This is a genomic window from Mesorhizobium sp. WSM4821 (assembly GCF_055901555.1).
The window spans coordinates 3,978,739-4,002,851 of sequence record NZ_CM148371.1 but is presented as its reverse complement, the minus strand read 5'-3'; the positions used below and the strand labels follow the sequence as shown (position 1 = coordinate 4,002,851).

General features: G+C 62.6%; 21 protein-coding genes. 9 read left to right on the top strand and 12 right to left on the bottom strand.

The features are described 5' to 3' along the window. Window positions 1-155: 155 nt before the first annotated feature. Window positions 156-341 (top strand): hypothetical protein, encoded by a 186-nt coding sequence (locus tag AC0NID_RS19390; RefSeq protein WP_473455583.1) that lies wholly within the window; start codon window positions 156-158, stop codon window positions 339-341. A gap of 261 nt (window positions 342-602) precedes the next feature. Further along, window positions 603-1,586, top strand: a complete 984-nt coding sequence (locus tag AC0NID_RS19385) for an alpha/beta hydrolase (RefSeq protein WP_473455584.1) — start codon at window positions 603-605, stop codon at window positions 1,584-1,586. 1 nt (window position 1,587) lies between these two features. Here the strand turns inward: AC0NID_RS19385 and AC0NID_RS19380 are convergent, their stop codons facing one another. Together AC0NID_RS19380 and AC0NID_RS19375 are read right to left on the bottom strand one after the other, a co-directional pair. Then, a complete protein-coding gene (locus AC0NID_RS19380; protein WP_126042754.1) occupies window positions 1,588-2,487 on the bottom strand; it encodes a LysR substrate-binding domain-containing protein in 900 nt (299 codons plus the stop codon). Between the two features lie 12 nt (window positions 2,488-2,499). Next, window positions 2,500-2,712 (bottom strand): hypothetical protein, encoded by a 213-nt coding sequence (locus AC0NID_RS19375; protein WP_473455586.1) that lies wholly within the window; start codon window positions 2,710-2,712, stop codon window positions 2,500-2,502. Here AC0NID_RS19375 and AC0NID_RS19370 point away from each other — a divergent pair. The 3 genes from AC0NID_RS19370 (at window position 2,705) to AC0NID_RS19360 (ending at window position 4,625) form a co-directional block, all read left to right on the top strand. Next, entirely contained in the window at window positions 2,705-2,893 is a 189-nt protein-coding gene (locus AC0NID_RS19370; RefSeq protein ID WP_145721632.1) for a hypothetical protein, read from the top strand. The two genes, AC0NID_RS19375 and AC0NID_RS19370, sit on opposite strands and share 8 nt — an antisense overlap. Before the next feature lie 335 nt (window positions 2,894-3,228). Further along, the gene (locus AC0NID_RS19365) at window positions 3,229-3,363 is read left to right on the top strand and encodes a hypothetical protein (protein WP_123152082.1); all 135 of its coding nucleotides are present in this window, start codon (window positions 3,229-3,231) and stop codon (window positions 3,361-3,363) included. Window positions 3,364-3,623: 260 nt separating this feature from the next. Further along, the gene (locus AC0NID_RS19360; protein WP_473455587.1) at window positions 3,624-4,625 is read left to right on the top strand and encodes a GlxA family transcriptional regulator; all 1,002 of its coding nucleotides are present in this window, start codon (window positions 3,624-3,626) and stop codon (window positions 4,623-4,625) included. Between the two features lie 27 nt (window positions 4,626-4,652). Here AC0NID_RS19360 and AC0NID_RS19355 read toward each other — a convergent pair whose 3' ends face one another. The 10 genes from AC0NID_RS19355 to AC0NID_RS19310 form a co-directional block, all read right to left on the bottom strand. Further along, entirely contained in the window at window positions 4,653-5,501 is an 849-nt protein-coding gene (locus tag AC0NID_RS19355) for a DUF1194 domain-containing protein (protein WP_473455588.1), read from the bottom strand. A 125-nt stretch (window positions 5,502-5,626) separates the two neighbouring features. Next, window positions 5,627-8,188, bottom strand: coding sequence for a GcvT family protein (locus AC0NID_RS19350; RefSeq protein ID WP_473455589.1), 2,562 nt, complete (start codon window positions 8,186-8,188; stop codon window positions 5,627-5,629). A gap of 231 nt (window positions 8,189-8,419) precedes the next feature. Beyond that, window positions 8,420-9,655: a hypothetical protein gene (locus AC0NID_RS19345; protein WP_473455591.1), complete on the bottom strand. Its 1,236-nt coding sequence runs from the start codon at window positions 9,653-9,655 to the stop codon at window positions 8,420-8,422. A gap of 22 nt (window positions 9,656-9,677) precedes the next feature. Next, window positions 9,678-11,150 (bottom strand): aspartate aminotransferase family protein, encoded by a 1,473-nt coding sequence (locus AC0NID_RS19340; protein WP_473455592.1) that lies wholly within the window; start codon window positions 11,148-11,150, stop codon window positions 9,678-9,680. 40 nt (window positions 11,151-11,190) lie between these two features. Continuing rightward, on the bottom strand, window positions 11,191-12,198 hold the full coding sequence (locus AC0NID_RS19335) for an NAD-dependent epimerase/dehydratase family protein (RefSeq protein WP_473455593.1): 1,008 nt from the start codon (window positions 12,196-12,198) through the stop codon (window positions 11,191-11,193). Beyond that, window positions 12,195-12,659, bottom strand: a complete 465-nt coding sequence (locus tag AC0NID_RS19330; protein ID WP_473455715.1) for an EamA family transporter — start codon at window positions 12,657-12,659, stop codon at window positions 12,195-12,197. Before AC0NID_RS19330 ends, AC0NID_RS19335 begins: the two co-directional genes overlap by 4 nt. A 123-nt stretch (window positions 12,660-12,782) precedes the next feature. Beyond that, entirely contained in the window at window positions 12,783-14,135 is a 1,353-nt protein-coding gene (locus AC0NID_RS19325; protein ID WP_473455594.1) for an FAD-binding oxidoreductase, read from the bottom strand. A 1-nt stretch (window position 14,136) separates the two neighbouring features. Beyond that, entirely contained in the window at window positions 14,137-15,570 is a 1,434-nt protein-coding gene (locus tag AC0NID_RS19320; RefSeq protein ID WP_473455595.1) for a UbiA family prenyltransferase, read from the bottom strand. A gap of 214 nt (window positions 15,571-15,784) precedes the next feature. Then, window positions 15,785-16,048, bottom strand: a complete 264-nt coding sequence (locus tag AC0NID_RS19315) for a hypothetical protein (protein ID WP_473455596.1) — start codon at window positions 16,046-16,048, stop codon at window positions 15,785-15,787. 178 nt (window positions 16,049-16,226) lie between these two features. Next, window positions 16,227-18,716 carry a mechanosensitive ion channel family protein gene (locus tag AC0NID_RS19310; RefSeq protein ID WP_473455597.1) on the bottom strand — a complete coding sequence of 830 codons (2,490 nt, stop codon included), beginning with the start codon at window positions 18,714-18,716 and terminating at the stop codon, window positions 16,227-16,229. Window positions 18,717-18,914: 198 nt separating this feature from the next. Between AC0NID_RS19310 and AC0NID_RS19305 the strand changes: the two genes are divergently transcribed. From AC0NID_RS19305 to AC0NID_RS19290, 4 genes are all read left to right on the top strand, one after another. Further along, complete coding sequence (locus AC0NID_RS19305) at window positions 18,915-20,174, top strand: sarcosine oxidase subunit beta (RefSeq protein WP_473455599.1); 1,260 nt, start codon at window positions 18,915-18,917, stop codon at window positions 20,172-20,174. Between the two features lie 68 nt (window positions 20,175-20,242). Then, on the top strand, window positions 20,243-20,539 hold the full coding sequence (locus AC0NID_RS19300; RefSeq protein ID WP_473455600.1) for a sarcosine oxidase subunit delta: 297 nt from the start codon (window positions 20,243-20,245) through the stop codon (window positions 20,537-20,539). Beyond that, complete coding sequence (locus AC0NID_RS19295) at window positions 20,536-23,529, top strand: sarcosine oxidase subunit alpha (protein WP_473455601.1); 2,994 nt, start codon at window positions 20,536-20,538, stop codon at window positions 23,527-23,529. Before AC0NID_RS19300 ends, AC0NID_RS19295 begins: the two co-directional genes overlap by 4 nt. Beyond that, window positions 23,522-24,109, top strand: a complete 588-nt coding sequence (locus AC0NID_RS19290; protein WP_473455603.1) for a sarcosine oxidase subunit gamma — start codon at window positions 23,522-23,524, stop codon at window positions 24,107-24,109. Before AC0NID_RS19295 ends, AC0NID_RS19290 begins: the two co-directional genes overlap by 8 nt. Window positions 24,110-24,113 lie beyond the last annotated feature (4 nt).

Here is a 24,113-nt window from a genome sequence, read left to right as displayed (position 1 = left end):
CATTTGCATGCAAATGTTTCCAGATCGATCGATCTGGAAACGAAGGCGCTGTTTTCGTGAAATCCACCAGATACATGCAGGGAGCATTTAACCGGCATCGAACGGCAGGCAGGAAATATCTTTCAGCCGCCGCAGCCGCTCCAAGGGAGATGAAGATGTCAATGTTCGAAAGCCTCGGTCGCTTTGGTGCGGCCATCAAGCATGCACACGACAGGAACAGCTCCGTCCGGGCCCTGAACAGCCTGCCGCCCGAAATCCAGAAGGACATCGGCTGGCCGTCGTCGCCACGCAGCGACCCGCAGGCCACCCTGTCGGCCCTGCTTTTGGGCTCGGCGCGCTGATGACCTTCGCCGACAAGTGCAAGCTGCTGTCCAAGCGTCGAAGCCGTCATGCGGCTCCGGCGGCAAGCGACCGTCGGCTCCGCGCCGCGTGCTGCCCGGTGCTGAGCATTGCAGCGAGTCATGACTGGGGGCTGGGCTTGATTGTCAGCCAGATCACACAACCGTGTTGAAGTCGCGCAAAACTTGACATTCTTGGCGAAGGCACGATCTTCGAAGAGTGGGGATTGTCTTAGTCGGCTCAGCCGAAGTCCGTGTGTCCGCATGCCCAGTCTCAAAAGCCACGTCGTGTCCTTCGTGCTCAGGCACAGCCGCAAGAAAGCCTTCTCGAGCCCGGAAAATCTGCAGCGCTGGATCGCATATGCGCGCAAGACGGAGGATCACCGGCCTCCCGCCTCGCTGCGATCGCGCTTTAACGTTACGACGCGTAGCGTTAACGAATTTCCCGTCTATGACATCGCGCCCAGGGCCGGCGAGCGGAAGCGGATCCTTTACCTGCATGGCGGCGCCTATGTCTTTCAAATCACGTCCTATCACTGGGGACTGATCGCCGACATGGCCGACAGGCTGGGCTTCGGCGTTACCGTGCCGATCTATCCCATTGCTCCCGAACACGATTTCCACGCCATGTTCGGCATGGTCGGCAAGGTCTACCGGCAGATGCTCGACGAGGCGAAAGCACAGGACATCGTCTTCATGGGCGATTCCGCCGGCGGCAACATGGCCGTGGTGCTGACCATGATGGCCGCGGAAGATGCGCTGCCCTTGCCGTCGCGCCACGTGCTGATTTCGCCCGGCCTCGACGTATCGCTCGCCAATCCCGAAGTGTTCGAGGCGGAACGCAACGACCCCTGGCTGGGCATCCCGGGCGGGCTGGAGGCTGTCCGGCTATACAGCGCCGGCATAGATCCCAGCGACTGGCGTATCAGCCCGCTTTACGGCGATTTGTCCGTATTGCCGAAAACGCTGTTGCTGACCGGCTCGCACGATATGCTCAGCCCCGATAACCTGATTTTCGCGCAAAAGGCGCGCGCCGCCGGCGTCGAAATCGATGTCGTCTACGAACAAGGCATGTTCCACGTCTGGCCGTTGATCGACATGCCGGAGGCGCGGCGCGCGCGGGACAGCATCGTGGCGTTTTTGGGCAGCGAAACCGAGATGTATCAAGCCAAGGCCGGCGAACTGTCGCTGCAGAGGCCGGATCGCGGCGTCACCGCTCACGGCCTGGCTGCGCCGTTGAGGTCTTGATTCAGAACTTGCCTGTTTCCCTGAACACTTCGAAGGTCGCGCGGATATGGTCGGCGACCGCCTTCACCGGTGCGCTGGCATCCGGCGCCACGATCATGGCGAGGCTGTAGGTGCCGATATCCGGCATGCCGTCCTTCGGACAGAGCTCGACCATGTCGTTGCCGAGGAATGATTTCGGCAGCGGCGCCACCGCGAGGTCTGACAGGATCGCGGCGCGCTGGCCGGCCGTATGCGCACTCATATAGGCGACGCGATAATTGCGGCCCTCACGGCCGAGCGCTTCGAGGGCGCCTGCCCGCCAGGCGCAGCCCTCTTCCCACAAGGAAACCGGCAGCGGTTCGCGCAGATGCGCGCAGCCACCCTTGGCGCCGGCCCAGACGATCGGTTCGGTGAGCAGGACTTCAGCGCCGAGCGCGCTGGTCTTGTAGGAGTTGGTAAGCAGCGTGATGTCGAGCGCCCGGTCGTCCATGCGCCGGCGCAGATTGCTGCTCTGGTCGATGGTGACGTCGACCGCGATCGAAGGATGCGACTGCGCAAAACGCTTCAGCACATGCGGCAACACGCGCTCGCCATAGTCATCAGGCGAGCCGAGCCGCACCACCCCAACAATGTCGGGGATGATGAACTTGGACACCACCTCGCGGTTGATCGACAACAGGCGGCGGGCGTAGCCGAGCAGCATCTCGCCATCCGTCGTCAGCGTCACCGAACGCGCATCGCGCGCGAACACGGAGCGGCCGAGAATGTCCTCCAGCTTCTTGATCTGCATGGAGACGGCCGACGGCGTGCGGAAGACGGCATTGGCTGCGGTGGTGAAACTGCCGGTCTCGGCGATCGCCACGAACGTACGCAAGACGTCGAGATCGAGCAGCGGCAATGGATGATTGAGTGGGGCGTTCATCGGGATTGACCTTCAATTTTTCTGATACAAACCATCATTCCATTTCGTTTGATTGAACATCACTTTGGGAGGATAGTCAACTCCATCGAAGGCGGACGCATGGAAAGCGGTCTTGAAACGACCATGACATGGATCTGCAATCGGTACGAAATGAAGCTGAAACAAAACCGACGTAGCGCAACCGGAAAACTCCCGGTCCAACGCAAAGGAGAATGAAATGTCCATCCTGTCGTCCATCGGCCGCATTGCGACCGAGATCAGCGCGGCCCGCGCCCGCTACCAGACCGAACGCGCCATCCACTCTCTGCCGATCGAGCTGCAGAAGGATATCGGTTGGCCTGAAGCCGCCGACACCAAGACCGGCACTCGTTACGGCGTCGGATCCTGGGCTGGTGGAGTAAAATAGATCGTGTGTATCCAAAGCTGAAGGCCTGCCGCGCAGACGCTGCCCGGCAGGCCTTTTTATTTGCAGTCAAATGACTTTCCGAGCCATGTCGCGGCTGCATGACGCATATGAACGGGCTGCATAGCAGCCGACATTTCGAACTAACGCCTTGTAAATAATCGTAAACCTTGGGCAGAATGCCCAAATATGTCGCATTCCGTGTCGCTTTTCATATCAAGTGCTTCGCTTTTGCGATTTAGTTTCCCCTCACGTAAGCCTATATCAGCGTCAGCAAACGAGCTGCCCCACTCCATCAAGCGAAGGCGACCCGTCTGAGCAACCGAATGGAGATGATCATGAAGCTTTTTGCCCGCCTTTTCGCCCGCCGTGAAATGAACCTGACGACCGCGCTCGAGCGCCAGCGCCTTGCCAACACGATGCCGGGCCAGACAGGCGCCGTTGCCGCCGCGCGTCTTGGCTTCGTCGCCTGATCTGACAAGCCCGCAAGCGGCGCCCCCTGTGGCCGCTTCGTAGTTGATCAAAGCGCCACTTCGGTCTTGCCGAGGCGGCGTTTTTTGTCGTGCGCCAACCACATGCGGCATGTTTTTGCATATCGATTGCCCATTTGCGACCCGTGTCGCAAATAAAGTCCTTTCGTTGCCGCCTAGCCGATTGACAGGAAAGGTTTTTCCTGATGTCGCTATGCTGATCGCGACATCCTGTTCGCGCCATGGCAGCGTGAGGGTCCCCTGTGAACGTCGTAAATCATCCGATCAGGCGATCGTTTGTATTCTTCCTGGTCCCCGATTTCACCATGATCGCTTTTGCGACGGCGCTCGATCCGTTGCGCTCGGCCAACCGGATGCTCGGCTACGAGGCCTACCGCTGGCGGCTCGCCAGCATCGACGGCAAGCCGGTGCGTGCCTCGAACGGCGTCGAATGCGCCGTCAACACCTCGCTGGAGGACGAACGCAAGAAGATGTCCGGCCCCGAGCGGCCGAACATGGCGGTCGTCTGCAGCGGCATCAACGTCGAGCGCTATCAGAACAGATCCGCCTTCGCCTGGCTGCGCGAGGAATACAACCGCGGCGTCGCCGTCGGCGGCCTGTGCACTGGCGCCCATATACTGGCTGCCGCCGGCCTGTTGTCCAACAAGCGCTGCGCCATCCATTGGGAGAACCTGCCGGGGTTTTCCGAGGCGTTCCCGAAGGCCAATGTCTTCGCCGACCTCTTCGAGATCGATCAGAACATCTACACCTGCGCCGGCGGCACCGCGGCGCTCGACATGATGCTGAAGCTGATCGGCGACGATTTCGACGAGAGCCTCGTCAACCGGGTGTGCGAGCAGGTGCTGACCGACCGCGTGCGCAGCCCGACCGATCGCCAGCGCCTGCCGCTGCGCGCGCGCCTTGGCGTGCAGAACTCGAAGGTGCTGACCATCATCGAATTGATGGAAGCAAACCTTTCCGAGCCGCTGTCGCTGATCGAGATCGCCGATCACGTCGACCTGTCGCGCCGCCAGATCGAGCGCCTGTTCCGCACCGAGATGGGACGATCCCCTGCCCGCTACTACCTGGAAATCCGGCTCGACCGGGCCCGGCACCTGCTGATCCAGTCGTCGCTGCCGGTCGTCGAGGTGGCGGTAGCCTGCGGCTTCGTCTCCGCCTCGCACTTCTCCAAATGCTACCGCGAACTCTATGCGCGCTCACCGCAGCAGGAGCGCGTCGACCGCAAGCAGTTGCTGGTCGCGTAAACAAGGCGACATCTGCATGCGTAGCCTCTAGCGGCTGTCGTACATCCAACTCCGGTCGCGCCACATTTTCTCGCCCACCTGGCAGTCAGTGGCCGGCTTGTCTTGCGCCAGCACTACCGGCGGATGCGCCGCTTCGTCCGCCGCCCATTGCGGTGAGGCCGGCCCGGCAAGCTCGAGCACCAGCTTGCGGCGGATCGCTTCGGGAAACTGCGTCCACTCATTGACCGGGATCATGAACGCGCCGGGTCCACCGATGACGCAGTCGGTATAGTAGCGGTCGAGATAATTGACATCGTAAACGCTGGTGAAGCCGCTTCGGGTCATCAGCGGCAGGCCGTTGATGGTGATGCCTTGCTTGACCAGCCTGTCACGGGTGATGTCGACGGGAGCACCTTGATTGTTGGGGCCATCGCCTGAAATGTCGATGACGCGCTTCACGCCCTGAAAGCCGCTTTCGGCGAAGAGATCGCTGCCGAAATCCAGGGCACCGGAAATCGAGGTGCGCCGGGCGCTGTTGGGCGCATGGGCGGAGAGCTGTCCGACCACCCGCTCGGCGTCGGCACGACTGGCGATCACCGTCCACGGCACGATGACATGCTGCCACGTCGTGCCGGCCCATTCGACGTAAGTGACGGCGATTTTGCCATGGGCGCCGTCGGCGATGGCCTGCAGCACCGTGTCGTGCGTCAGCGCCGCCACATAGCCTTGACGTTGGATTTCGAGTTCGGCCGGCGACATCGAGAGCGAAACGTCGACCGCCAGCACCAGTTCGATATCGACCGGCTCGGCAGCGAGGGATTTTGGCGCCAGCCCGAGCAGCAGCACCAGCGCGGCGGCGCCTGAGAGGAGATATCTCGCGCAGGCAAAAGCAGACATGCCGCAAGGTAAGCGAGAATTGTTGTTCCACAAAGCAAAAAGCCCGGCGCCGGGCCGGGCCGTTGCGTCACATTTTTGCGAGTCCGCCCCTTACCCCGCTTCGGAGGATCGGCAAGCGATCACGCTCAGCTGCGCGGATTGAGGTTCTCCGGGTCGTAGAGCGGCCTGTAACCGACAGCGGCCACCTCGACCGGGTACGTCTCGCCGAAATACTCGACAGTAAGCCTTCGGCCCTCCCGGCAATACGCCCAAGGCAGATAGGCCAGCGCGATGTTCTTGCCGATGGTCGGGCCGTAGGCGACCGAGGTGGTGAAGGACCGGCGGCCAAGTTCGTCGACCAGCGTCTCGCCCGTCTCCGGGTCCATCACCGGCATCGTGCCGACCGGATAGCGGGCAATTCCCGTGCAATCGACATTGTCGGTCATCACGAGCGTGCAGAGCATGGCCGGCTGATGCGAGCGGGCGCGATACTCCAGATGCTTCGCCTTGCCGCTGAAATCGGCCTCCTTGACCTTCGGGCGGGCAAGATCGGCCTCCAGCAGATTGTACTCTGTCAGAAGGTCGGCATTCTGCAGACGCAGGCTCTTCTCCATGCGGCGGCTGTTGGCATAGGTCTCGACGCCAAAAGCCATCACGCCGGTCGAACGCAACGCGTCCCAGACGGCCAGGCCGTCTTCGTATCGCATATGCAGTTCCCAGCCTTGTTCGCCGACATAGGAGATGCGGAAAGCGGTCACGTCCTTTCCCGCGATCCTGACAGGCTTGATCGCGGCGAACGGAAAGTTCTCTGGCGTCAGCCCACCGGGGTCTTCAACGACCTTCTGCAACGTGGACCGCGCGTTCGGACCCCAGATGCCGATGGTCACGTACTTTTCGGTGACGTCCGTAACGGTGACGTCGAACCCTTTGTCTTGTGCCGTCCGCCGCATGTACTGGAAGTCTCGCGGCCCGGCGTCGGCGCCGTCGATGACGCGGCAGCGGTCGGCCATGCGGATGACGGTCAGGTCGGCGCGCACCATGCCCTCGTCGTCGAGGAAGTGGGTATAGATGCCTTTGCCGATATTGGTATCGCCGCCGACCTTGGCCGCGCACAGCCATTCCATCAGCGCGACGTGATCCGGGCCTTCCACCTCATACATCGCGAAATGCGACAGGTTCACGATGCCGCAATCCTCGCTCATGGCGAGATGTTCGGCGTTGGAGACGCGCCAGAAATGGCGGTTGTCCCATTCGTTTTCGCGCACCGGCACCCGATTGCCATATTTCTCGAGCAGGTGCTCGTTGGCTGCATAGCCATGCGCGCGCTCCCAGCCGCCCAGTTCCATGAAATAGCCGCCGAGTTCCTTCTCGCGCTCCCAGAAGGGCGAGCGGCGCAAATTGCGGCCTTTTGAGAAGGGCTCGCGCGGATGGACCGCCGGATTGTAGACCTTCATCGCCGTTTCGGTGCAGCGGTCCCAGATGAACTGTTCCTGCGTCTGGTGCGGATAGAAGCGCGCGTAGTCGATGGCATGGTGGTCGATCGACGTCCGGCCGTCCGTCATCCAGTCGGCGATGAGCTTGCCCATGCCGGGGCCGTCCTTTACCCAGATCGCGACGGCATACCAGAGGCCCCGCACCTTCTGGCTCTCGCCCATGGACGGGCCGCCATCCGCCGTCACCTGCAGAAGCCCGTTGAAGGAATGGCTCTCATTGTAGCCGAGTTCGCCCAGGATCGGCGTCAGTTCCATGGCGCGCTCGAGCGGCGCGAGGATCTGCTCCATGTCGAGGTCGCGCTGCGACGGCGAAAGACGTGCCTGGTTTTTTTCCAGAAGGTCGCGCGGATGGCAAAGGCGCGGATTGGTTTCTTCGTAATAGCCCCACTCGATCTGGCCGCCTTCGGCGGTCTTGGGATCGCCGGTGTCGCGCATGTAAGCCGAATTGCCCTGGTCGCGCAGCAGCGGCCAGCCGATCTCCTTGCCGGTGCCGGCGAACTCCGTATACGGCCCGAAGAAGGTCAGCGGATGGTCGATCGGCAGGACCGGCAGGTCCTCGCCCACCATTTCCGCGATCAACCGGCCCCAGATGCCGGCGCAGACCACCACGTAGTCGGCCTCGATTGTGCCGCGGTCAGTCACCACGCCCTTGATGCGTCCGTTCTCGACGATAAGTGACTTGGCCGGCGTATTCGCGAAGGCCCTGAGCTTGCCAGAGGCTTCTGCCTGGTCGACCAGCTTGCCGGCGACCGTCTGCGAGCGCGGGATGACGAGACCGGCATCGGGATCCCACAACCCACCCTGCACCATCTGCTCTTCGATCAGCGGGAACTTCTGCTTGATCTCGGCAGGATCGATCAGGCGGGCACGCGTGCCGAAGGCCTTTGCCGAGGCGATCTTGCGCTTGATCTCCTCCATGCGATCGTCGTCGCCGACGCGGGCGACTTCGAGGCCGCCGATGCGCGCATAATGGCCCATCTTCTCATAGAAATCGATGGAGTAGAGCGTCGTCCAGCAGGACAGGAAATCATGGCTGGTCGTGTAGCAGAAGTCGGAGGCGTGCGCGGTCGAGCCAATATCGGTCGGGATGCCCGACTTGTCGATGCCGACGATATCGTCCCATCCGCGCTCGATCAGGTGATGGGCGACCGATGCGCCGACAATGCCGCCCAGTCCGACGATGACGACCTTCGCCTTTTCCGGAAACCCTGCCATGCCCGCGACTCCAAAGTGCTGTTACCGGGCGACGGCGCCCGTTTGACCGGCGCACAATATGCAGGCGACGGCCATCGTGCTACCGCCTGTTTGCGACACGCTGCAGGTGTGCCGCGACCCCGGCGCACGACCCTGAAAAATCAGAGTCGAATTCGGTGGGGATCATGTGCCGAGAAATGTTTTACTGCGTCCTTCGCACGCAAATGACGCGCGCCACGCTGGCGACGGAGCTTATGGTTTATCGCCTGGAACGACGTGCAACACCGCGGCACGATGCCCATTAATGCTCGCTGACGCCCACAGCGCCATGAATGGGCCAGCAAGCAGCAGGAACGGCGGGATCAGATTGGGAAAGTAGATGCGGGTGTCGTGGATCGGGAAGACGGAGAACTTCGCCAGCGCGCCGAGCACCAATGCCGCAAACAGGATGCCGGCGCGGCGGCCGAGCTTGAAGCCGGCGCGGCTTGAGGCATACCACCCAGCCAGCGCCAGAACCGAGACGCCGACCCAGCTGTTCAGGCTGACGGCGCGGGCCATGGAAACAGCAAAGGCCCGGAGATAGGCGGCAGCCGAGAACGGCGGATCGAAGCCGTCCATATTGTAGTGCTGCTCGATTGAGGAGAACCACAGATGCGGCCACCAGCCGGGATGCTGCGCCCAATGCGAGATGGCGAAATAGGCGGCCAGGGAGGCGGCAAACCCGGCCAGCGCGCCCCACGCCTTCTGTCGGGAGGCGACCAGCAGCACGGCAAAGACGGCAAGGAAGACAATGTTGTCGGGCCGCGCCATGAAGGCGAGGAAGAGCAGGATCGCCGTCGCCACTTCGCGACCGCGCACATAGGCAAAAAGCCCGCCGAGGAACAGGGCCGAGCATAGCAGGTCCGGCGTCGCAGTCCGCGCCGCGTCGCCGAAATCGGCCATGATCAGCACCGCGCCGACGACCGGCGACAGCGCCAGCGCGCCTTCGGACCGCAGCCAGAGCAACGCGATCGCACCGAAAAGCAGCACAGACAAAACCGAGACCGCGCGCATCGCCTCGACCGGCGACATCACGGAACTCATCGTCGAAAGGATCTCGGCGTAGAGAAACTTGATCCGGTACATACCGAGCAGCGAGTGGAAGTCGGCGGCATTCCCCGCCATATGGCTGCGGAAGCCGCCGCTATCGTCCGTCAGTGTCTTGTACTCGCCAGCCGACACACCGGCCTTGACTGTGCCATAGGCATAGTCGTGCAGCCCCTGCACGTCGTGATAGGTGCCCTCCTCGGCGACCGCCAGATAGGGCAGCATGTCCCAATTGGCGTCGGGCATGAACCATGCCATCACGGCGGTCAAAAGAATGTAGAGCGCAAAGGCCGCCGCCCCGACCGGGGCGGCAAAACGCGCATAAGTGCCCTCGCCCCATGCCAGGCCGGCCCCGGTCAGCCGGTCGAGCGTATTTGTCGGAGCAGGAGATTTGGTGAGCATGGTGTCGCTCGGCGAACTTTGATCAGCGGACCTGGCTTTTGACGAAATCCTTCACGATCGACACGATGCCGCGCGACAGCAGGCTGTCGAGCGCCTCGATAAAGCGGTCGATATGTTCGCGCTGGCAGATCAGCGGCGGTTCGAGACGGATGACATTGCGGTTGTATTCGGTGAAGGCGACGAGCACGTCATAGTCGCGCAGCAACAAGGCACCAACAAAGCCCGACAGCGACCCCTTCAGCTTCTCGTCCAGCACGCTGACCACAGACCGCAGCACCATCGGCAGCGTCTGCGAGAAGTCGTGGAATTCCAGCCCGACCATAAGACCCTTGCCGCGCACGTCCTTGATGATCTTGGGATATTTCTCCTTCAGCGCCTGCAGGCGCTGCAGCAGGTAGTCGCCGGTGACAGCGGCGTTGTCGATCAGCCCCTCGTCGTAAAGCACGTTGAGCGCCTCGATCGAGGTGACGCAGGCCTCGCCCATGCCGCCGAAGGTGGCCATGGCGTGGATCATCGCCGTCTTCGGCGTGCCATATGCCTTCATGTAAACCTCATGCCTGGCAATCATCGCGCCGACGGCCGCCTTGCCGCCGCCGAGCGACTTTGCCAGCGCCGTCACATCAGGAATGACGCCGTAATGCTCGAAGGCATAGAAGCGGCCGGAGCGGCCATAGCCGCATTGAACTTCGTCGGCGACCCACAGCACGCCATACTGGTCGCAGAGCACGCGCAGCTTCTGCCAGTATTGCGCCTCTGCCTGGATGATGCCGCCGCCACCCTGGATGGTTTCGAGCACTATGACGCCGATCTCCGGGTCGGAGCGGAAGGCGTGCTCGACCGCTTCGATGTCGGCGAACGGGATGCGCACGACATTGTCGGCCACCTTGAAGTCGGCGCGGTAGAGCGAGCCGTCGGTGATGGCCAGCACACCCTTGGTCTTGCCGTGGAAGGAATTCTCGGCATAGACGACCTTCGGCCGCTTCGGGCCGGCGGCGCGCTCGGCAAGCTTCACCGCCGCCTCCATCGCTTCCGAGCCGGATGAGCCCAGAAACACCATGTCGAGGTCGCCGGGCGAGCATTTGGCGAGATTGTGCGCCAGGGCCGCCGCATATTGCGACATGAAGGCGATGGCGATCTCCTGCCGCTTCTCCTCCTGGAACTTTTTGCGCGCTTCGAGAAGGCGCGGGTGATTGTGCCCGAAGGCCAGCGATCCGAAGCCACCGAAGAAATCCAGGATCTTGCGGCCGTTCTGGTCGATGTAGGACATGCCTTCGGCGCGTTCGATCTTGATCTTGTGGAAGCCGAGCAGCTTCATGAAATGCAGCTGGCCGGGATTGAGATGCGCCTTGAACAGGTCGGTCATGCGCGCCACGTCCATCGCCTTGGCCTGCTCGACGCTGATCAGATCGGGCTTGGCGGTGGTGGCGGGCGAAAGCGCCGGCGCGCTGACCGTGGCACGCGCAGTCGTGTGGTCTGGCTTGGTCATGACGGTCATCTCAAGAAATCTCCTATTGACCCTTTACGCGGCGGGCTTGTCATTCTGCCGGCACATGTTTGGCGGCGACGGCATGGCCGTCTTTCGTTGTGCGGTATTCGCTGTAGGCGGCGATCAGCATGTCCTCGTCGCGATATTGCGGCACCCAGCCGAGCTGGCGTTCGGCCTTCGACACGTCGAGCACACAGTCCTCATCGGCGATCAGATACTGCTCCGGATCCATGATCGCCATGTTCAAGAGGTCGAGCAGGTCGAGCGTACGCTTGACCGCCCAGCCCGGTGTCGGGATCAGGATCGATTTCGAACCGGCATGCCTGATCAGGTCGCCCAGCAATTTCCGAACCGGCGGCGGGTTGAGCGAACCGAGATTGTAGGCCTCATCAGGCACACCAGCCTTCCAGGCGGCGCGCGCGGCCTCGGCGCAGTCGAACACCGAGATGAACTGGTAGGGGTTCCTGCCCGAGCCGATCATCGGCACCGGGAGGTTCCAGTCGATCAGCTTGAACAGTTTTTCGAGGATGCCGAGGCGGCCGGGGCCGATGATGAGGCGTGGCCGAAACAGCGAGATCGACATGCCGCGCTTGCGCCATTCGGCGGCCAGTTCCTCGGTCTTCTGCTTCGACCAGCCATATTCGCCAAGCGGCGAGACCGGATGCTCCTCGGTCATCGGTTGTGTGATCGTATGGCCGTAGATCATGTCGGTCGTATAGTGGACGAGCCTTGGCGCGCCGGCTTTGTCCATCGCCTGTATGATGTGCTCGGTGCCGTGGAAATTCACGGGGAAGAAGAAATCGTGCCGCTTGGCGCGCACCTGGATCGGCGACAGCATTTTCGCCGACAGATTGTAGACCATGTCGTCGGCCTTCAGTCCAACCAAAGCGACCGAGGCCGGATCGGTGACGTCGCAGCTGACATGGCGGACCGAGCGATAATGCGGCAGGTCGCTCCTGGCGATGTCGGCGACAACCACCTCCTCGCCGTCGGCCAGAAGTTTCGGGGCAAGGTGGCGGCCGACGAAACCGTCACCGCCGAAAATCACATGTCTCATCGAACGATCCCACTGGTGTGAATCTTGTCGGGGGAAAGGCCTGCCGTCTGGTCCTCATGTCCCGAGCCGCCCAAGTCCCTGCCGCCCAAGTCCCGGCCGCTTTGCGCGATCAGCACCGTACCGACGCAGATGAACGCGATGCCGGCGACGCGCCAGGCATTGAGGTCCTCGCGGAAGATGAAATAGGCGAAGATCGCAACCGCGACATAGGCGAGGCTGAGGAACGGATAGGCGAAGCTGAGCTCGACCTTGGACAGCACATAGAGGTGCGACGCCATTGAGATGACGAAGGTGGACAGGCCGAGGAAAATCCACGGACTGAAGACGATCTGCAAAAGCTTCAGCAACGGATTGGTGCCCTCGAAGGAAATCTGACCAAGCGACATCATGCCCTGCTTCAGCATGAGCTGCGCGGCGGCATTGGTCATGACCGTGAACAGAATGAAGACGATGTACTTCATATTTCCCATCAAACCCTTCAGGCGTCCTATTGCAAACCTGCAAACATTTCGTGAAGCAGCAAGAGTGTTTTGAGTAAAGCTTTACCTTATCGATTCGTTAACCATAAATCATTCGAATGTTATCTATTCCGCGGCTTCGACGGTTCCGCGCCGCATCTCGAGCTTTTTCGCCGTTCGCGCCCAGAAGCTCGACATGAAGGCTGGGTCACGGATGGCTTCGAGGCGCTGCCATTCCGGAAAGGACGCCGCGAAAACATCGGCGCCCATGCGAGCGTCCTTGTAGGGATTGACCGCGCCGCCGACCTCGACCGTGATGTGGTCGAGTTCTTCCAACAGCGTCAGCGTCGCCCGGCCGCGGTTGGGGAAATCCAGCGTCAGCGTGAAACCCGGCCGCGGGAACGACAGCAGTGCCGGCGAATTGATCGGGCCGAAGCGCTTCAGGACCGTCAGGAACGACCCCTGCCCGGCCCGCTTGGCCGCAGCAAGCAAGGCCGGCACCGCCCGGCGCGCCACGTCTTCCGGCACCACGGCCTGGTGCTGGAAAAGCCCATTCGGTCCGTAGAGCCGGTTCCAGTTGCCGACGCTGTCGAGCGGGAAGAAAAACCCTTGATGGCCGACCTGGCGCGGTGTCGCAGACCAGCCTTTCTTCCACCTGTAGGCGGCATTGAAGGCAGTCAGGAACGGCCGGTTGAGCACGTTGAATGGCGGCTGGAACGGCACCGAAAGAGTTCCGCCGGCACGCAAGGCCGCATGCGAACCATGCTCGGCGTGATTGCCGGTGAACAGCAGCCCGCGCCCACGACCGTGGCCGCCGGAAAGCTGGTCGATCCAGGCGACGGCATATTCGTTGGCCTGGTCGGCCGCTTCGGCAAGCTCGAAGAATTCGCCGAGGTCGCGGAAGGGCGTCACCTTCTCGACGATGTCGAGCGATGGCACCCGCAGCAGCCGGATCGATGCGGACAGGATCAGTCCGGTCAACCCCATGCCGCCGATCGTCGCCGCAAACAGGTGCGCATTGTCGGCGGCCGAGCAGTGATGGGTCCGCCCATCTGATCTGAGCAGCGTGAAGGCTTCGACATGACAGCCGAAGCTGCCGCGCCGGTGATGGTTCTTGCCGTGAACGTCATTGGCGATGGCGCCGCCGAGCGTGACGAACTGCGTGCCCGGAACGACCGCCGGAAAGAAGCCGTATGGCGCTGCATGGGCGATGATGTCTGACAGAAGCACGCCGGCCTCGGCCTCGATCACGCCGGTCTCGGCATTGAAGGAGCGGATGCGGTTCAGTGGCCGCATGTCGACGACCATGCCGGCCTCGTTCTGGCAGGAATCGCCGTAGGAGCGGCCGTTGCCGTAGGCAAGCAAGGCGTTTTTTGTCGCCTTGCCGCTCTTCAGCAATGCGACAGCGTCATCCGCCGGGATAACATCGTGTGCCGGCGGCGTGGCAAGACCGAAGCTCTGGAACCGCTCTTCCGCCATCCTACCAGCCTCCGGCGACCAGAAACACCGCGCCGATCAGCACGACGATCTGGCTGCGCCAGTCGCGGATGATAAAGACGACCGGATCATCATGCATCTCGTCGCGGCGGGCGAGTATCCAGACGCGCATGGTCAGGTAAAGCACGATCGGGGCCAGCGGCCAGACCAGCCAGGGGTGCGGATAGAGTTCGCGCACCGCAACGCTGTCCATATAGAGCGCCAGCACCAATGCCGAGGAAAAGGCCGAGGCCATGCCCGCCTGGGCGACGATCTCCTGGTCTTCGGTGCGGTAGCCGCGGCCTGCGATACGCTCGCCCGCCGGAATGGCGGTCGTGCGCAACTCGACAAAACGCTTCACCAGCGCCAGCGACAGGAAAAAGAAGATCGAGAAGGCCAGCAGCCAGAACGAAACGTCGACGCCGGTGGCCGCGGCGCCCGCCAGAACGCGGATCGTGTAGAGACCGGCCAGCGTCAGCACGTCGATCAGGAGCATGCGCTTGAACGACAGCGAATAGGCGGTGGTGATGACCATGTAGCCGAGGAGCACGCCGAGAAATTCGATCGGCAGCAGAAGCCCTGCGCCAACACCTGTTGCAAGCAGCACCACCATCGAACCCAGGCCGAACGGGATCGACAGGGCGCCGCTTGCGAATGGCCGGTTGCGCTTGGTCAGGTGTTTGCGGTCGAGCGCGAGATCGAAGAAATCGTTGAGGATATAGATGGCCGAAGCCACCGCGCTGAACGAGACGAATGCCAGCAGGCATTTCCAGATCATGTCGGGGTTGAAGTATTCGTGCGACAGCACCATCGGCACCGCGATGAGCGAGTTCTTCAGCCATTGATGAACGCGCAGCATCTTGACGATGGTTCTGAATGTCGGCTTCGGCGCCGGCATCATTTCGGCACTGTGCGCGGCCTGCCAGCGCGCGGCAGCGCGGTCGGGCGCGACGACGATTGCCGTGCGCGCGGCATCGAACACCCTGAGGTCGTGCCGGCTGTTTCCGGCATAGTCGAAGCCGCCATCGCCATAGGCGGCGACAAGCGAAGCGCGCTTTCTGCCTGAGGTCATGTTGTGGGGGCCGTCGGTCGCCAGGACGCGATCGAATATGCCGAGATGCGCGGCGATCGCCTCGGCGAATTTGCGCGGCGTGCCGGCCGCCAACACGATCTGGCGGCCCTCGCCATGTTCGGTGCGAAGGCGCTGAAGCAGCACCTCGCGGTAAGGCAGCGATGCGGGATCGATGTCGATGCGTTGCGCGACGGCCTGCTTCAACCGCGCCGGCCCGCCCACAAGCCAGAACGGCACGAGGAAAATATAGAGCGGATTCTTCTTGAGAAGGATGAACAGCCCTTCCCACAACAGGTCCGTCGCAATCAGCGTGCCGTCGAGATCGACCGCAAGCGGGATTGCGTTCCTGTCCGACCGCGCGTCCATTTTCCTTGCCCTGCTTAAACCCGCCGCGCCGTGCTTCGGCGTCTTCGGCCCGATATAGCGGGGAACAGCACAGCGAACGTTAAAACGCCCGGCCTGACCTGGTCAGCGTGACGGTATTTCCACCTTCATCATTAAGGTTCGATGACCCGAAACGATAAAAGGCCGGGCATTTGCCCGGCCTCGAAAAACAAGCGTCGACGTTACTTGATACGAGTTACTTGATACGGGCGACGCCACCCGAGATTTCGATCGTCTCCGAACCGGTCAGCGCCTCGAGGTCGCCATTCGGCAAGGTAACGAAACACCCGTTCGGGCAGAATTCCGCGGTTTCGCCGGCGGCCAGCGCCAACTCCGTCTTGCCACCACCTTCGGTCACGACCAGCGTGCGGGTCTCGGCGTCCTTGTTGACCGCGCTGGCGGCGAAGGCCGAACCGTCCACGGCAAGAAGAGCGATGGCGGCGACGAGAGACTTCCACATTGCAATATCGGTGTTTCCACCGCCTCTGTTGCATTTCGCAAGGCATTCTCGCCCTTTGCATGTGAGCTTATATGAGATGCAAGCTGAACGGCAACTGAATGCCGCATTCATGCCGCAATTGCTTTCGCTGTGTCGAGAGCCGGGCCCGGGCCGGCATGGCCTAAAGGCTCGATCGGGCTTAATCGGGATCCGGCTTGCGGGTCTTTCGCCCGGATTTGGCCAGGCGTTTCGCCTCGGCCGCGGCTTCAGCGGCCGCGCGCTCCTGCTCGGCGAATTCAGCCTCGATCTTGTCGTCATCGATCGGCCACGCCTCATGCTTCTTGGTCTCGACGACGGCGCGCGGCGCCGATGGAATTTCGATATGCTGATCGGCGAACGCATCGAGGACGGCAAACCGGATGTCGTTCTGCACGATGTTGCCGTTCATCACGTCGGCCAGGAACACACGGATTTCGAATTCCAGAGCGGCTGGCCCGAAATTGGTGAACAGCACGAAGGGCTCAGGATTTTTCAGCACCAGCGGATGGCCGCGCGCGATCTCCAGAAGGACAGCATGGGCCTGCTTGACGTCGCTGCCATAGGCGACGCCGACCTTGATATCAATGCGACCGAGCTTGTTGCGGTGCGTCCAGTTGCCGACCGCATTGTTGATCAGGTTTGAATTGGGCAGGATCACCGACTGCCGCTGGAACGTCTCGATCTCGGTGGCGCGCACACTGATCTTCTTGACCGTGCCGCTGATGTCACCAGCGACGATCCAGTCGCCGACCTTGAACGGCCGCTCTGCCAAGAGGATCAGACCGGAGACGAAGTTGGAGACGACATTCTGCAGGCCAAAGCCGATACCGAGGGACAGGGCGCCGGCGACAAGCGCCAGGTTGGAGAGATCGATGCCCGCCGCCGATATGCCGACGAGTGCTGCGAGCGCGACGCCGGCATAGCCGACTGCCAGCCGAATCGAGTTGCGCACGCCGGTATCGACCTTGCCACGCGCCATCACCGAGCCGTCGAGCCAGCCCTGGAACCAGCGCGTCAGGAAATAGCCGAGGGTGAAGACAACGATGCCGGTCAGGAGGCCGGTCACCGAGATCGTCATCGAGCCGATGGTGAGGCCCGTCGCCAGCTTGTAGCCCCAGGCCTGGATGTCGCCGGGCTGAAAGCCCCACGTCAACAGGATCAGCGGCAGGAACACCAGCACGATCATCAGGTTGATGGCGGTGCTGACGACCAGGCCGAGTTGGTCGAACGCGGACTCCTCGTAACTGGAATGGGCCGATAGCCAGCGCCCGATCGACGTGTTGGCGAAACCGCCTTCCTCACCGATCGCCCGCGCCGACAGGAAGCCGATATAGGCGGTGACCAGAATGGTGCCGGTGACCACGACCTGCAGAGAGACAAAGATGGCAAGGCCGATATAGCCGAGCAGTGCCGCTGCGATGGTGGAAATGCCGAGCGCGATGGCGGTGTAGCGCAGCCACGCCGGCCAGGGACGCCAGGTCCCGTCGGCGGCCTTGAACGGTTTCAGCAGCCCCATCAGGATCAGGATGACGCCGACGATGATGGTGGCGACAAAACTCCTGGCGATGGTCAGCGATAGCGGCGAGCCCATCGTGTCATTGACGACCGACAGGAAATTGTTGATGCCGATCACCACCGCCATCGCGGTCGTCAGCCGCACCAGCCAGCGTGCCGGGCCGGTTTCAACTTGTATCAGCCGCCAGTTCGGCAGCCGCGGCTCCAGCGCCGCATTGGTCAGCCGGTTGACGCAGAATACCACCGCGAGAACCCCGACCAGCGCATTCAGGAAAACGCCAATATCGCCGCGCAACACATTGTAATAGTTGAAAAAGAAAACGGTCGAGACCAGGAAAGCGCCCACCGCCAGCGTCGGCAGCAATGTCGACCAGAACGCCACCGACAGCCGGCTGAGATAGGAAGGATCTTCTACGGAAGGGTCCGCTTCGAACACACGCCCGAACAGGCGCCGCCCACCGATAAAAAGCACGGCCGCCAATGAGAGTGCCGTCAAGGTCGCGGCCAGCACGGCCTGGAATTTGAACTTGAAGGCGAAGGTCAGCCACGACGACACCGCATTATAGAAGCCGACAAATTCATCGTTGGCATCGGAAATGACCTCGGGGCTCAGTGCATCGGACAGCACGTAGCGCTTGGTGAGCAGGTTGCGAAACAGCTCGCTGCGCATATTGGCGATCTTGTCGATGAGGCCGCTGATACGGATCGACAGGTTTTGCGCCGCGGCGATGACCGCATTGATCTCGGCCTTATCGGACGCCAGGGCCTGGCGTTCACTGGTCACGATGTCGGGCTCGGGGGGCTGGCCCTCGGCCGGCGGCGCTCCGAGTTGCTCGAGCCTTGCATTGATCTCCGTAAGGCGCGGGCGAAAGGCAAGCGCGCTTTTCAGCGCGCCTCGCGACATTTCCTCGAGTTGCAGGCGGATGTCGACGAGGCTGGCGTCGTTTTCGCCGTCCTCTTGGATTTTCTTTTCGAAATTGTCGGCCCTTGTCGTCAGGTCCTGCAGGATTTTCTGTTGGTCGGCAATCAGCCCGGAGGGAGCTTGGTCAAGCCCCTGCGCCACCGCACCAAGCGACAGTTGCGCCGAGGCAACGATCGCCAGGACCAGAACGAAGCGGAGCAGTCGGAAAAGCATGATTGTCTGGCGACTCACGGACGGCAAGGTGTTCTAAAGCTCGTCCTTGATAAAGAGGCTCATACCACGGGGCAAGCCGTCCCGTTCCGCCCGTCCATTTCGGAGTCGGCCAGTCGAAAAGCGATGGCGCAATATTGGCTTTGCGGCGGAGGCCTGCTCTATAGTGTGCCGCATCGCCCAAAACGGATGACAAAAAGAATGGCGGAATATTCGGCCTTTTCGCTTCTCAAAAACGCATTGACCGGCAACAAGGACTGGAAGCCGGCCTGGCGCAAGCCGGACCCGAAGGCGTCCTATGACGTGATCGTCATCGGCGGTGGCGGCCATGGCCTGTCAACCGCCTATTATCTCGCCAAGGAGCACGGCATCACCAATGTCGCGGTGCTGGAAAAAGGCTGGCTCGGATCCGGCAATGTCGGCCGCAACACGACGGCTGTACGCTCCAACTACCTGCTGCCTGCCAACACGCGCTTCTACGAACATTCGATGAAGCTGTGGGAGAACCTGTCGCACGACCTCAACTACAACGTGATGTTCTCGCAGCGCGGCTGCCTGAACCTGGCGCACACGCCCGCCCAGTTCGACGATTATGCCCGGCGCGGCAATGCCATGCGCCATCTTGGCGTCGACGCCGAACTGATGACCACCACTGACATCGCACGCCTGGTACCGACGCTGGACGTCTCGGGCAATGCGCGCTTCCCGATTGTTGGTGGCTTGATGCAACGGCGCGCGGGAACTGCCCGCCACGACGCCGTCGCCTGGGGTTATGCGCGCGGAGCCGATCGCCGCGGCGTCGATATCATCGAAAACTGCGAGGTCACCGGCTTCCTGCGCGACGGCGACCGCGTCACCGGCGTTTCGACGACGCGCGGTGATATCCGCGCCAGGAAGGTGGCGGTCGCCGTCGCCGGCAGCACTGGGCGGGTGATGCAGCTTGCCGGCATCGAGACGATGCCGATCGAGAGCCATGTGCTGCAGGCGTTCGTCACGGAATCGCTGAAACCGTTCATCGATACCGTCCTCACCTTCGGCATGGGCCATTTCTACATGTCGCAGTCGGACAAGGGCGGCCTCGTCTATGGCGGCGACCTCGACGGCTATAACAGCTACGCCCAGCGCGGCAGCCTACCTATCGTCGACGAGGTGATGAGCGAGATGCTGGCGCTGTTTCCCGGTCTCGCCCGCGTCCGCATGCTGCGCTCGTGGGGCGGCGTCTGCGACATGTCGATGGACGGCTCGCCGATCATCACCACCGGTCCGCTGCCGGGCATGTATCTCAATTGCGGCTGGTGCTATGGCGGCTTCAAGGCGACGCCGGCCTCGGGCTGGTGCTTTGCCTGGACCATCGCCAAGGACGAACCGCATGACTTCAACGCGCCTTTCACGCTCGACCGCTTCCATCGCGGCCTGGTGATCGACGACAAGGGCCAGGGCGCCACGCCGCGGCTGCATTAGACCATGATCCCTGAAAGTGGAAACCGGTTTTCGGACAAGATCATGGTCAAACAAAAAGACACAACTCAATGCTGATCACCTGCCCCTATTGCGGCCCGCGCGACGTCATCGAGTTCACCTATCAGGGCGATGGCAACCGCCAACGTCCTCAGCCTGCCTCGCAAGACCTCGACGCCTGGAACGCCTATGTTTACGACAGGCTGAACCCGGCTGGTGACCACAACGAGATCTGGCAGCATTCCGGCGGTTGTCGCGCCCATCTCAGGGTCGTCCGCAACACGGTGACACACGAGATCTCCAGCGTCGCCTTCGCGCGCGGCGACCACAAAGCCGCTGTACGTCACAAGGCGGAGGGCAAGTCGTGAGCCCGCGCCGCATCGACACCGGCGGCCGGATCGACCGGCTGCGAACCATCCGGTTCACCTTCGACGGCGCGCCCTACACCGGCCATGCCGGCGACACGCTCGCTTCGGCGCTGCTGGCCAACGGCGTCACCCTGTTCGGGCGTTCGTTCAAATATCACCGCCCGCGCGGCGTGATGACGTCAGGCGTCGAGGAGCCGAACGCCTTGGTGACGGTGCTGCGTGGCGAGGTTCGCGAGCCCAACATTGCTGCCACCATGGTCGAGATCTATGACGGGCTGACCGCCGTCAGCCAGAACCGTTTTCCATCGCTGTCCTGGGATGTCAGCGCCGCCAACCAGCTCGGCGGCAAGCTTCTGTCCGCCGGCTTCTACTACAAGACCTTCATGGGACCCGCGATCGGCCCGCTGAAGGGCACGCGTTTCTGGATGTTTTGCGAGCATTTCATCCGCCGCGCCGCCGGTCTGGGTCGTGCCGGAATCGCCTCCGACGCGGCGCGCTATGAGCGCATGAACGCTTTCTGCGATGTGCTGGTGGTCGGCTCCGGTCCGGCCGGGCTGATGGCCGCCAAAGTCGCCGCCGATCAGGGTGCCCGCGTCATCCTCAGCGAGCTCGAACCGCATTTCGGCGGCTCGGCCAACTGGTCGGGCGAGACGATCGACGGCATGCCCGGGGCCGACTGGGCAGCGCGAACCGTCGGCCAGCTCGAAGGCTATGACAATGTCCGTCTGCTGCCGCGCACCACGGTCTGGGGCTATTACGACGGCAACACGCTCGCCGCGATCGAGAGGGTTACCGATCACAAAGAGAGGCCCGGCAAGGGCGAACCGCGCCATCGCTACTGGGCAATCCGTGCCAAATCGGTGGTGCTGGCCACCGGCTCCTTCGAGCGGCCGCTGGTGTTTCCCGGCAACGACCGGCCGGGGGTGATGCTGGCGTATGCGGCCGAGCGCTATGCCAATGAGTACGGCGTGCTGCCAGGCAACAGGATCGCGCTCTTCACCAACAATGACAGCGCCTATCGGACAGCGCTTGCGCTGAAGAAGGCCGGTGCCGCGATCGTCGCCATCGTCGACGTGCGGCCGGAGCTTTCGAGCGAGATGCGCAAGCTTACCGAAGAAGCAGAGGCCAAGAGCCTTTCCGGTCACGCCGTGGTCGCCACCGAAGGCGGTAAGGCGCTGTCCGGCATCAAGGTACAGCGCTTCGACATGGCCAACGGCGCGCTGACAGGCGATGCGCGCAGCATTCAAGCCGACTGCCTGCTGATGTCGGGAGGCTGGTCGCCGACCATCCATCTGGCCAGCCAGGCCGGCGCCAAGGCGGAGTGGAATGTTGCCCGACAGGCCTTCCTGCCGCCGAAGCCGACACAGCAATGGATCGGCGCCGGCGCTTTCACCGGCAGTTTTTCCACCGCCGAGGCAATCGCCGAAGGCCTTGCGGCCGGCCTTGCCGCAGCAGGCGGCACCGGCACGCCGGCGGCCTTGCCGGTTGTCGAAGCCGCACCCGGCGATCCCGATCCGGCGCCGGTGTTCGAGATCAGGGCCAATGGAAAGAGCTTCGTCGATTTCCAGCACGATGTGACAGCGGAGGATGTTCGGCTGGCGCATCGCGAAGGCTTCGTCTCGGTAGAGCACCTGAAGCGCTACACTACTCTCGGCATGGCGACCGACCAGGGCAAGAGTTCCAACATACCCGGTCTCGCCATCATGGCCGAAGCATCGGGCAAGCCGATACCCGAGGTCGGCACGACGCGCTTTCGCCCACCTTTTTCGGCGGTGTCGATCGGCTCGCTGGCCGCGGAGCGTTTCGGCGATCTGAAACCGGAAAGGTTGACGCCGATGCATGACTGGCACGTCGCCAACGGCGCGACCATGTACTCGGCCGGCCTCTGGTATCGCCCGATGATCTACGGGCTTTCAGGCGAGACGATCGAGCAGGCCTATGTACGCGAAGCCAAGGCAACCCGAGAGAGCGCAGGCATCGTCGATGTGTCGACGCTGGGTAAGATCGCCGTACAGGGTCCGGACGCGGCGGAATTCCTCGACCGGGTCTACACCAACATGTTCTCGACGCTGGCCGTCGGCAAGGCCCGCTACGGGCTGATGCTGCGCGAGGACGGCCTCGCCTTCGACGACGGCACGACCTGGCGGCTCGGCGAGCAGGACTTCTTGATGACCACCACCACGGCCAATGCCGGCAAGGTGATGCAGCATCTGGAGTATTTCCTCGACGTCGTCTGGCCGGAGCTGAGGGTCCATGTCACCTCGGTGACCGACGAATGGGCGGGCGCGGCGATCGGCGGGCCGAAGGCCAGGGCAATTCTTGCCGCATGCGTCACCGGCACCGCCGTCGACAATGCCGCACTGCCCTTCATGGGCATCGTGCACGGCAAGATATCAGGCGTACCGGTGATGATCTGCCGGCTTTCCTTTTCCGGCGAAATGGCCTTCGAAGTTTACTCCGGCGCCGGATACGGCACCCATGTCTGGGAGGCGTTGATCGAAGCCGGCAAGCCGTTCGGGCTGGTGACTTACGGGCTTGAGGCGCTAGGCACGATGCGCATCGAGAAAGGCCATGTCACCGGCGCCGAGATCGACGGCCGCACCACGGCACGCGACCTTCATCTCGACTGGATGCTGTCCAAGAAAAAGCCCTTCATCGGTTCGGCGATGATGGATCGCGAGGGCCTGATCGCGCCCGACCGCCTGGAACTCGTCGGCTTGATTTCGCTGGACAACCGGCCGCTCAACGGCGGCGCTCACATCGTCGAGACGCTTGACGAAGCCGACCCGCACGATTCCATCGGCCACATCACCGCTTGCTGCTATTCGCCGGCGCTCGGCAAATACATCGCGCTCGCTTTGGTCAAGGACGGCAAGGCACGGCGTGGCAGGCGCGCCCATATCTCCGATCCCCTGCGCAACCGGTTCGGTCCGGTCGAGATCGTCTCCAATCACTTCTTCGATCCGGACGGGAGCCGCATGCATGGTTGAGCGCCAATCACCGCTTGAGCTGGAATTGCGCACCGGCTCGCACGGCGACTTCGAACACGGCATCGATGTCATCCTCTCCGAAACCAGGCCGGGATCGATCCTGCAGCTCGCTGCCTGGCCTGGCCAGGAGAAGAAGTTGATCGCCGGTATCCGCACCGTTACCGGCCTGGCTCTACCCGATGGAGCCGGCGCCGGCAGCACCGATGGCGTGCGGTCCGTGTTCGGCTTCGCGCCTGGAAAATTCACCGTGGTCGACGAGGCCGAGGGCTTGGCAGCGGCGTTTGCCGGTGTCGTCACCCCAGCCATCGGCACGCTGACCGACCTGTCGCACGGCCGCACCGCGATTCGCATCCATGGACCGAAGGCCGAATGGGTGCTGGCAAAATCTTTCGCCATCGACTTCGCGCTGCCGGCCTTCCCAATCGGTGCCGGCCGCTCGACCATGCACCATGACGTCTTCGCGCAGATCCAGCGAACCGGCGCCGACCAGTTCGACATTTACGTGTTCCGCTCGTTTGCGCGGTCGTTCTGGAAGGCGCTCTGTCACGCCAGCGAGGAGGTCGGTTACGAAGTGCAGTAGACCG

Coding starts and splice junctions, on each gene's coding strand:
- AC0NID_RS19375 (WP_473455586.1), bottom strand. CDS start 2,712: ATGGACATTTCATTCTCCTTTGCGTTGGACCGGGAGTTTTCCGGTTGC.
- AC0NID_RS19335 (WP_473455593.1), bottom strand. CDS start 12,198: ATGAGACATGTGATTTTCGGCGGTGACGGTTTCGTCGGCCGCCACCTT.
- AC0NID_RS19300 (WP_473455600.1), top strand. CDS start 20,243: ATGCTGATCACCTGCCCCTATTGCGGCCCGCGCGACGTCATCGAGTTC.
- AC0NID_RS19380 (WP_126042754.1), bottom strand. CDS start 2,487: ATGAACGCCCCACTCAATCATCCATTGCCGCTGCTCGATCTCGACGTC.
- AC0NID_RS19320 (WP_473455595.1), bottom strand. CDS start 15,570: ATGGACGCGCGGTCGGACAGGAACGCAATCCCGCTTGCGGTCGATCTC.
- AC0NID_RS19390 (WP_473455583.1), top strand. CDS start 156: ATGTCAATGTTCGAAAGCCTCGGTCGCTTTGGTGCGGCCATCAAGCAT.
- AC0NID_RS19310 (WP_473455597.1), bottom strand. CDS start 18,716: ATGCTTTTCCGACTGCTCCGCTTCGTTCTGGTCCTGGCGATCGTTGCC.
- AC0NID_RS19370 (WP_145721632.1), top strand. CDS start 2,705: ATGTCCATCCTGTCGTCCATCGGCCGCATTGCGACCGAGATCAGCGCG.
- AC0NID_RS19305 (WP_473455599.1), top strand. CDS start 18,915: ATGGCGGAATATTCGGCCTTTTCGCTTCTCAAAAACGCATTGACCGGC.
- AC0NID_RS19365 (WP_123152082.1), top strand. CDS start 3,229: ATGAAGCTTTTTGCCCGCCTTTTCGCCCGCCGTGAAATGAACCTGACG.
- AC0NID_RS19330 (WP_473455715.1), bottom strand. CDS start 12,659: ATGAAGTACATCGTCTTCATTCTGTTCACGGTCATGACCAATGCCGCC.
- AC0NID_RS19385 (WP_473455584.1), top strand. CDS start 603: ATGCCCAGTCTCAAAAGCCACGTCGTGTCCTTCGTGCTCAGGCACAGC.
- AC0NID_RS19350 (WP_473455589.1), bottom strand. CDS start 8,188: ATGGCAGGGTTTCCGGAAAAGGCGAAGGTCGTCATCGTCGGACTGGGC.
- AC0NID_RS19315 (WP_473455596.1), bottom strand. CDS start 16,048: ATGTGGAAGTCTCTCGTCGCCGCCATCGCTCTTCTTGCCGTGGACGGT.
- AC0NID_RS19345 (WP_473455591.1), bottom strand. CDS start 9,655: ATGCTCACCAAATCTCCTGCTCCGACAAATACGCTCGACCGGCTGACC.
- AC0NID_RS19290 (WP_473455603.1), top strand. CDS start 23,522: ATGGTTGAGCGCCAATCACCGCTTGAGCTGGAATTGCGCACCGGCTCG.
- AC0NID_RS19325 (WP_473455594.1), bottom strand. CDS start 14,135: ATGGCGGAAGAGCGGTTCCAGAGCTTCGGTCTTGCCACGCCGCCGGCA.
- AC0NID_RS19340 (WP_473455592.1), bottom strand. CDS start 11,150: ATGACCGTCATGACCAAGCCAGACCACACGACTGCGCGTGCCACGGTC.
- AC0NID_RS19355 (WP_473455588.1), bottom strand. CDS start 5,501: ATGTCTGCTTTTGCCTGCGCGAGATATCTCCTCTCAGGCGCCGCCGCG.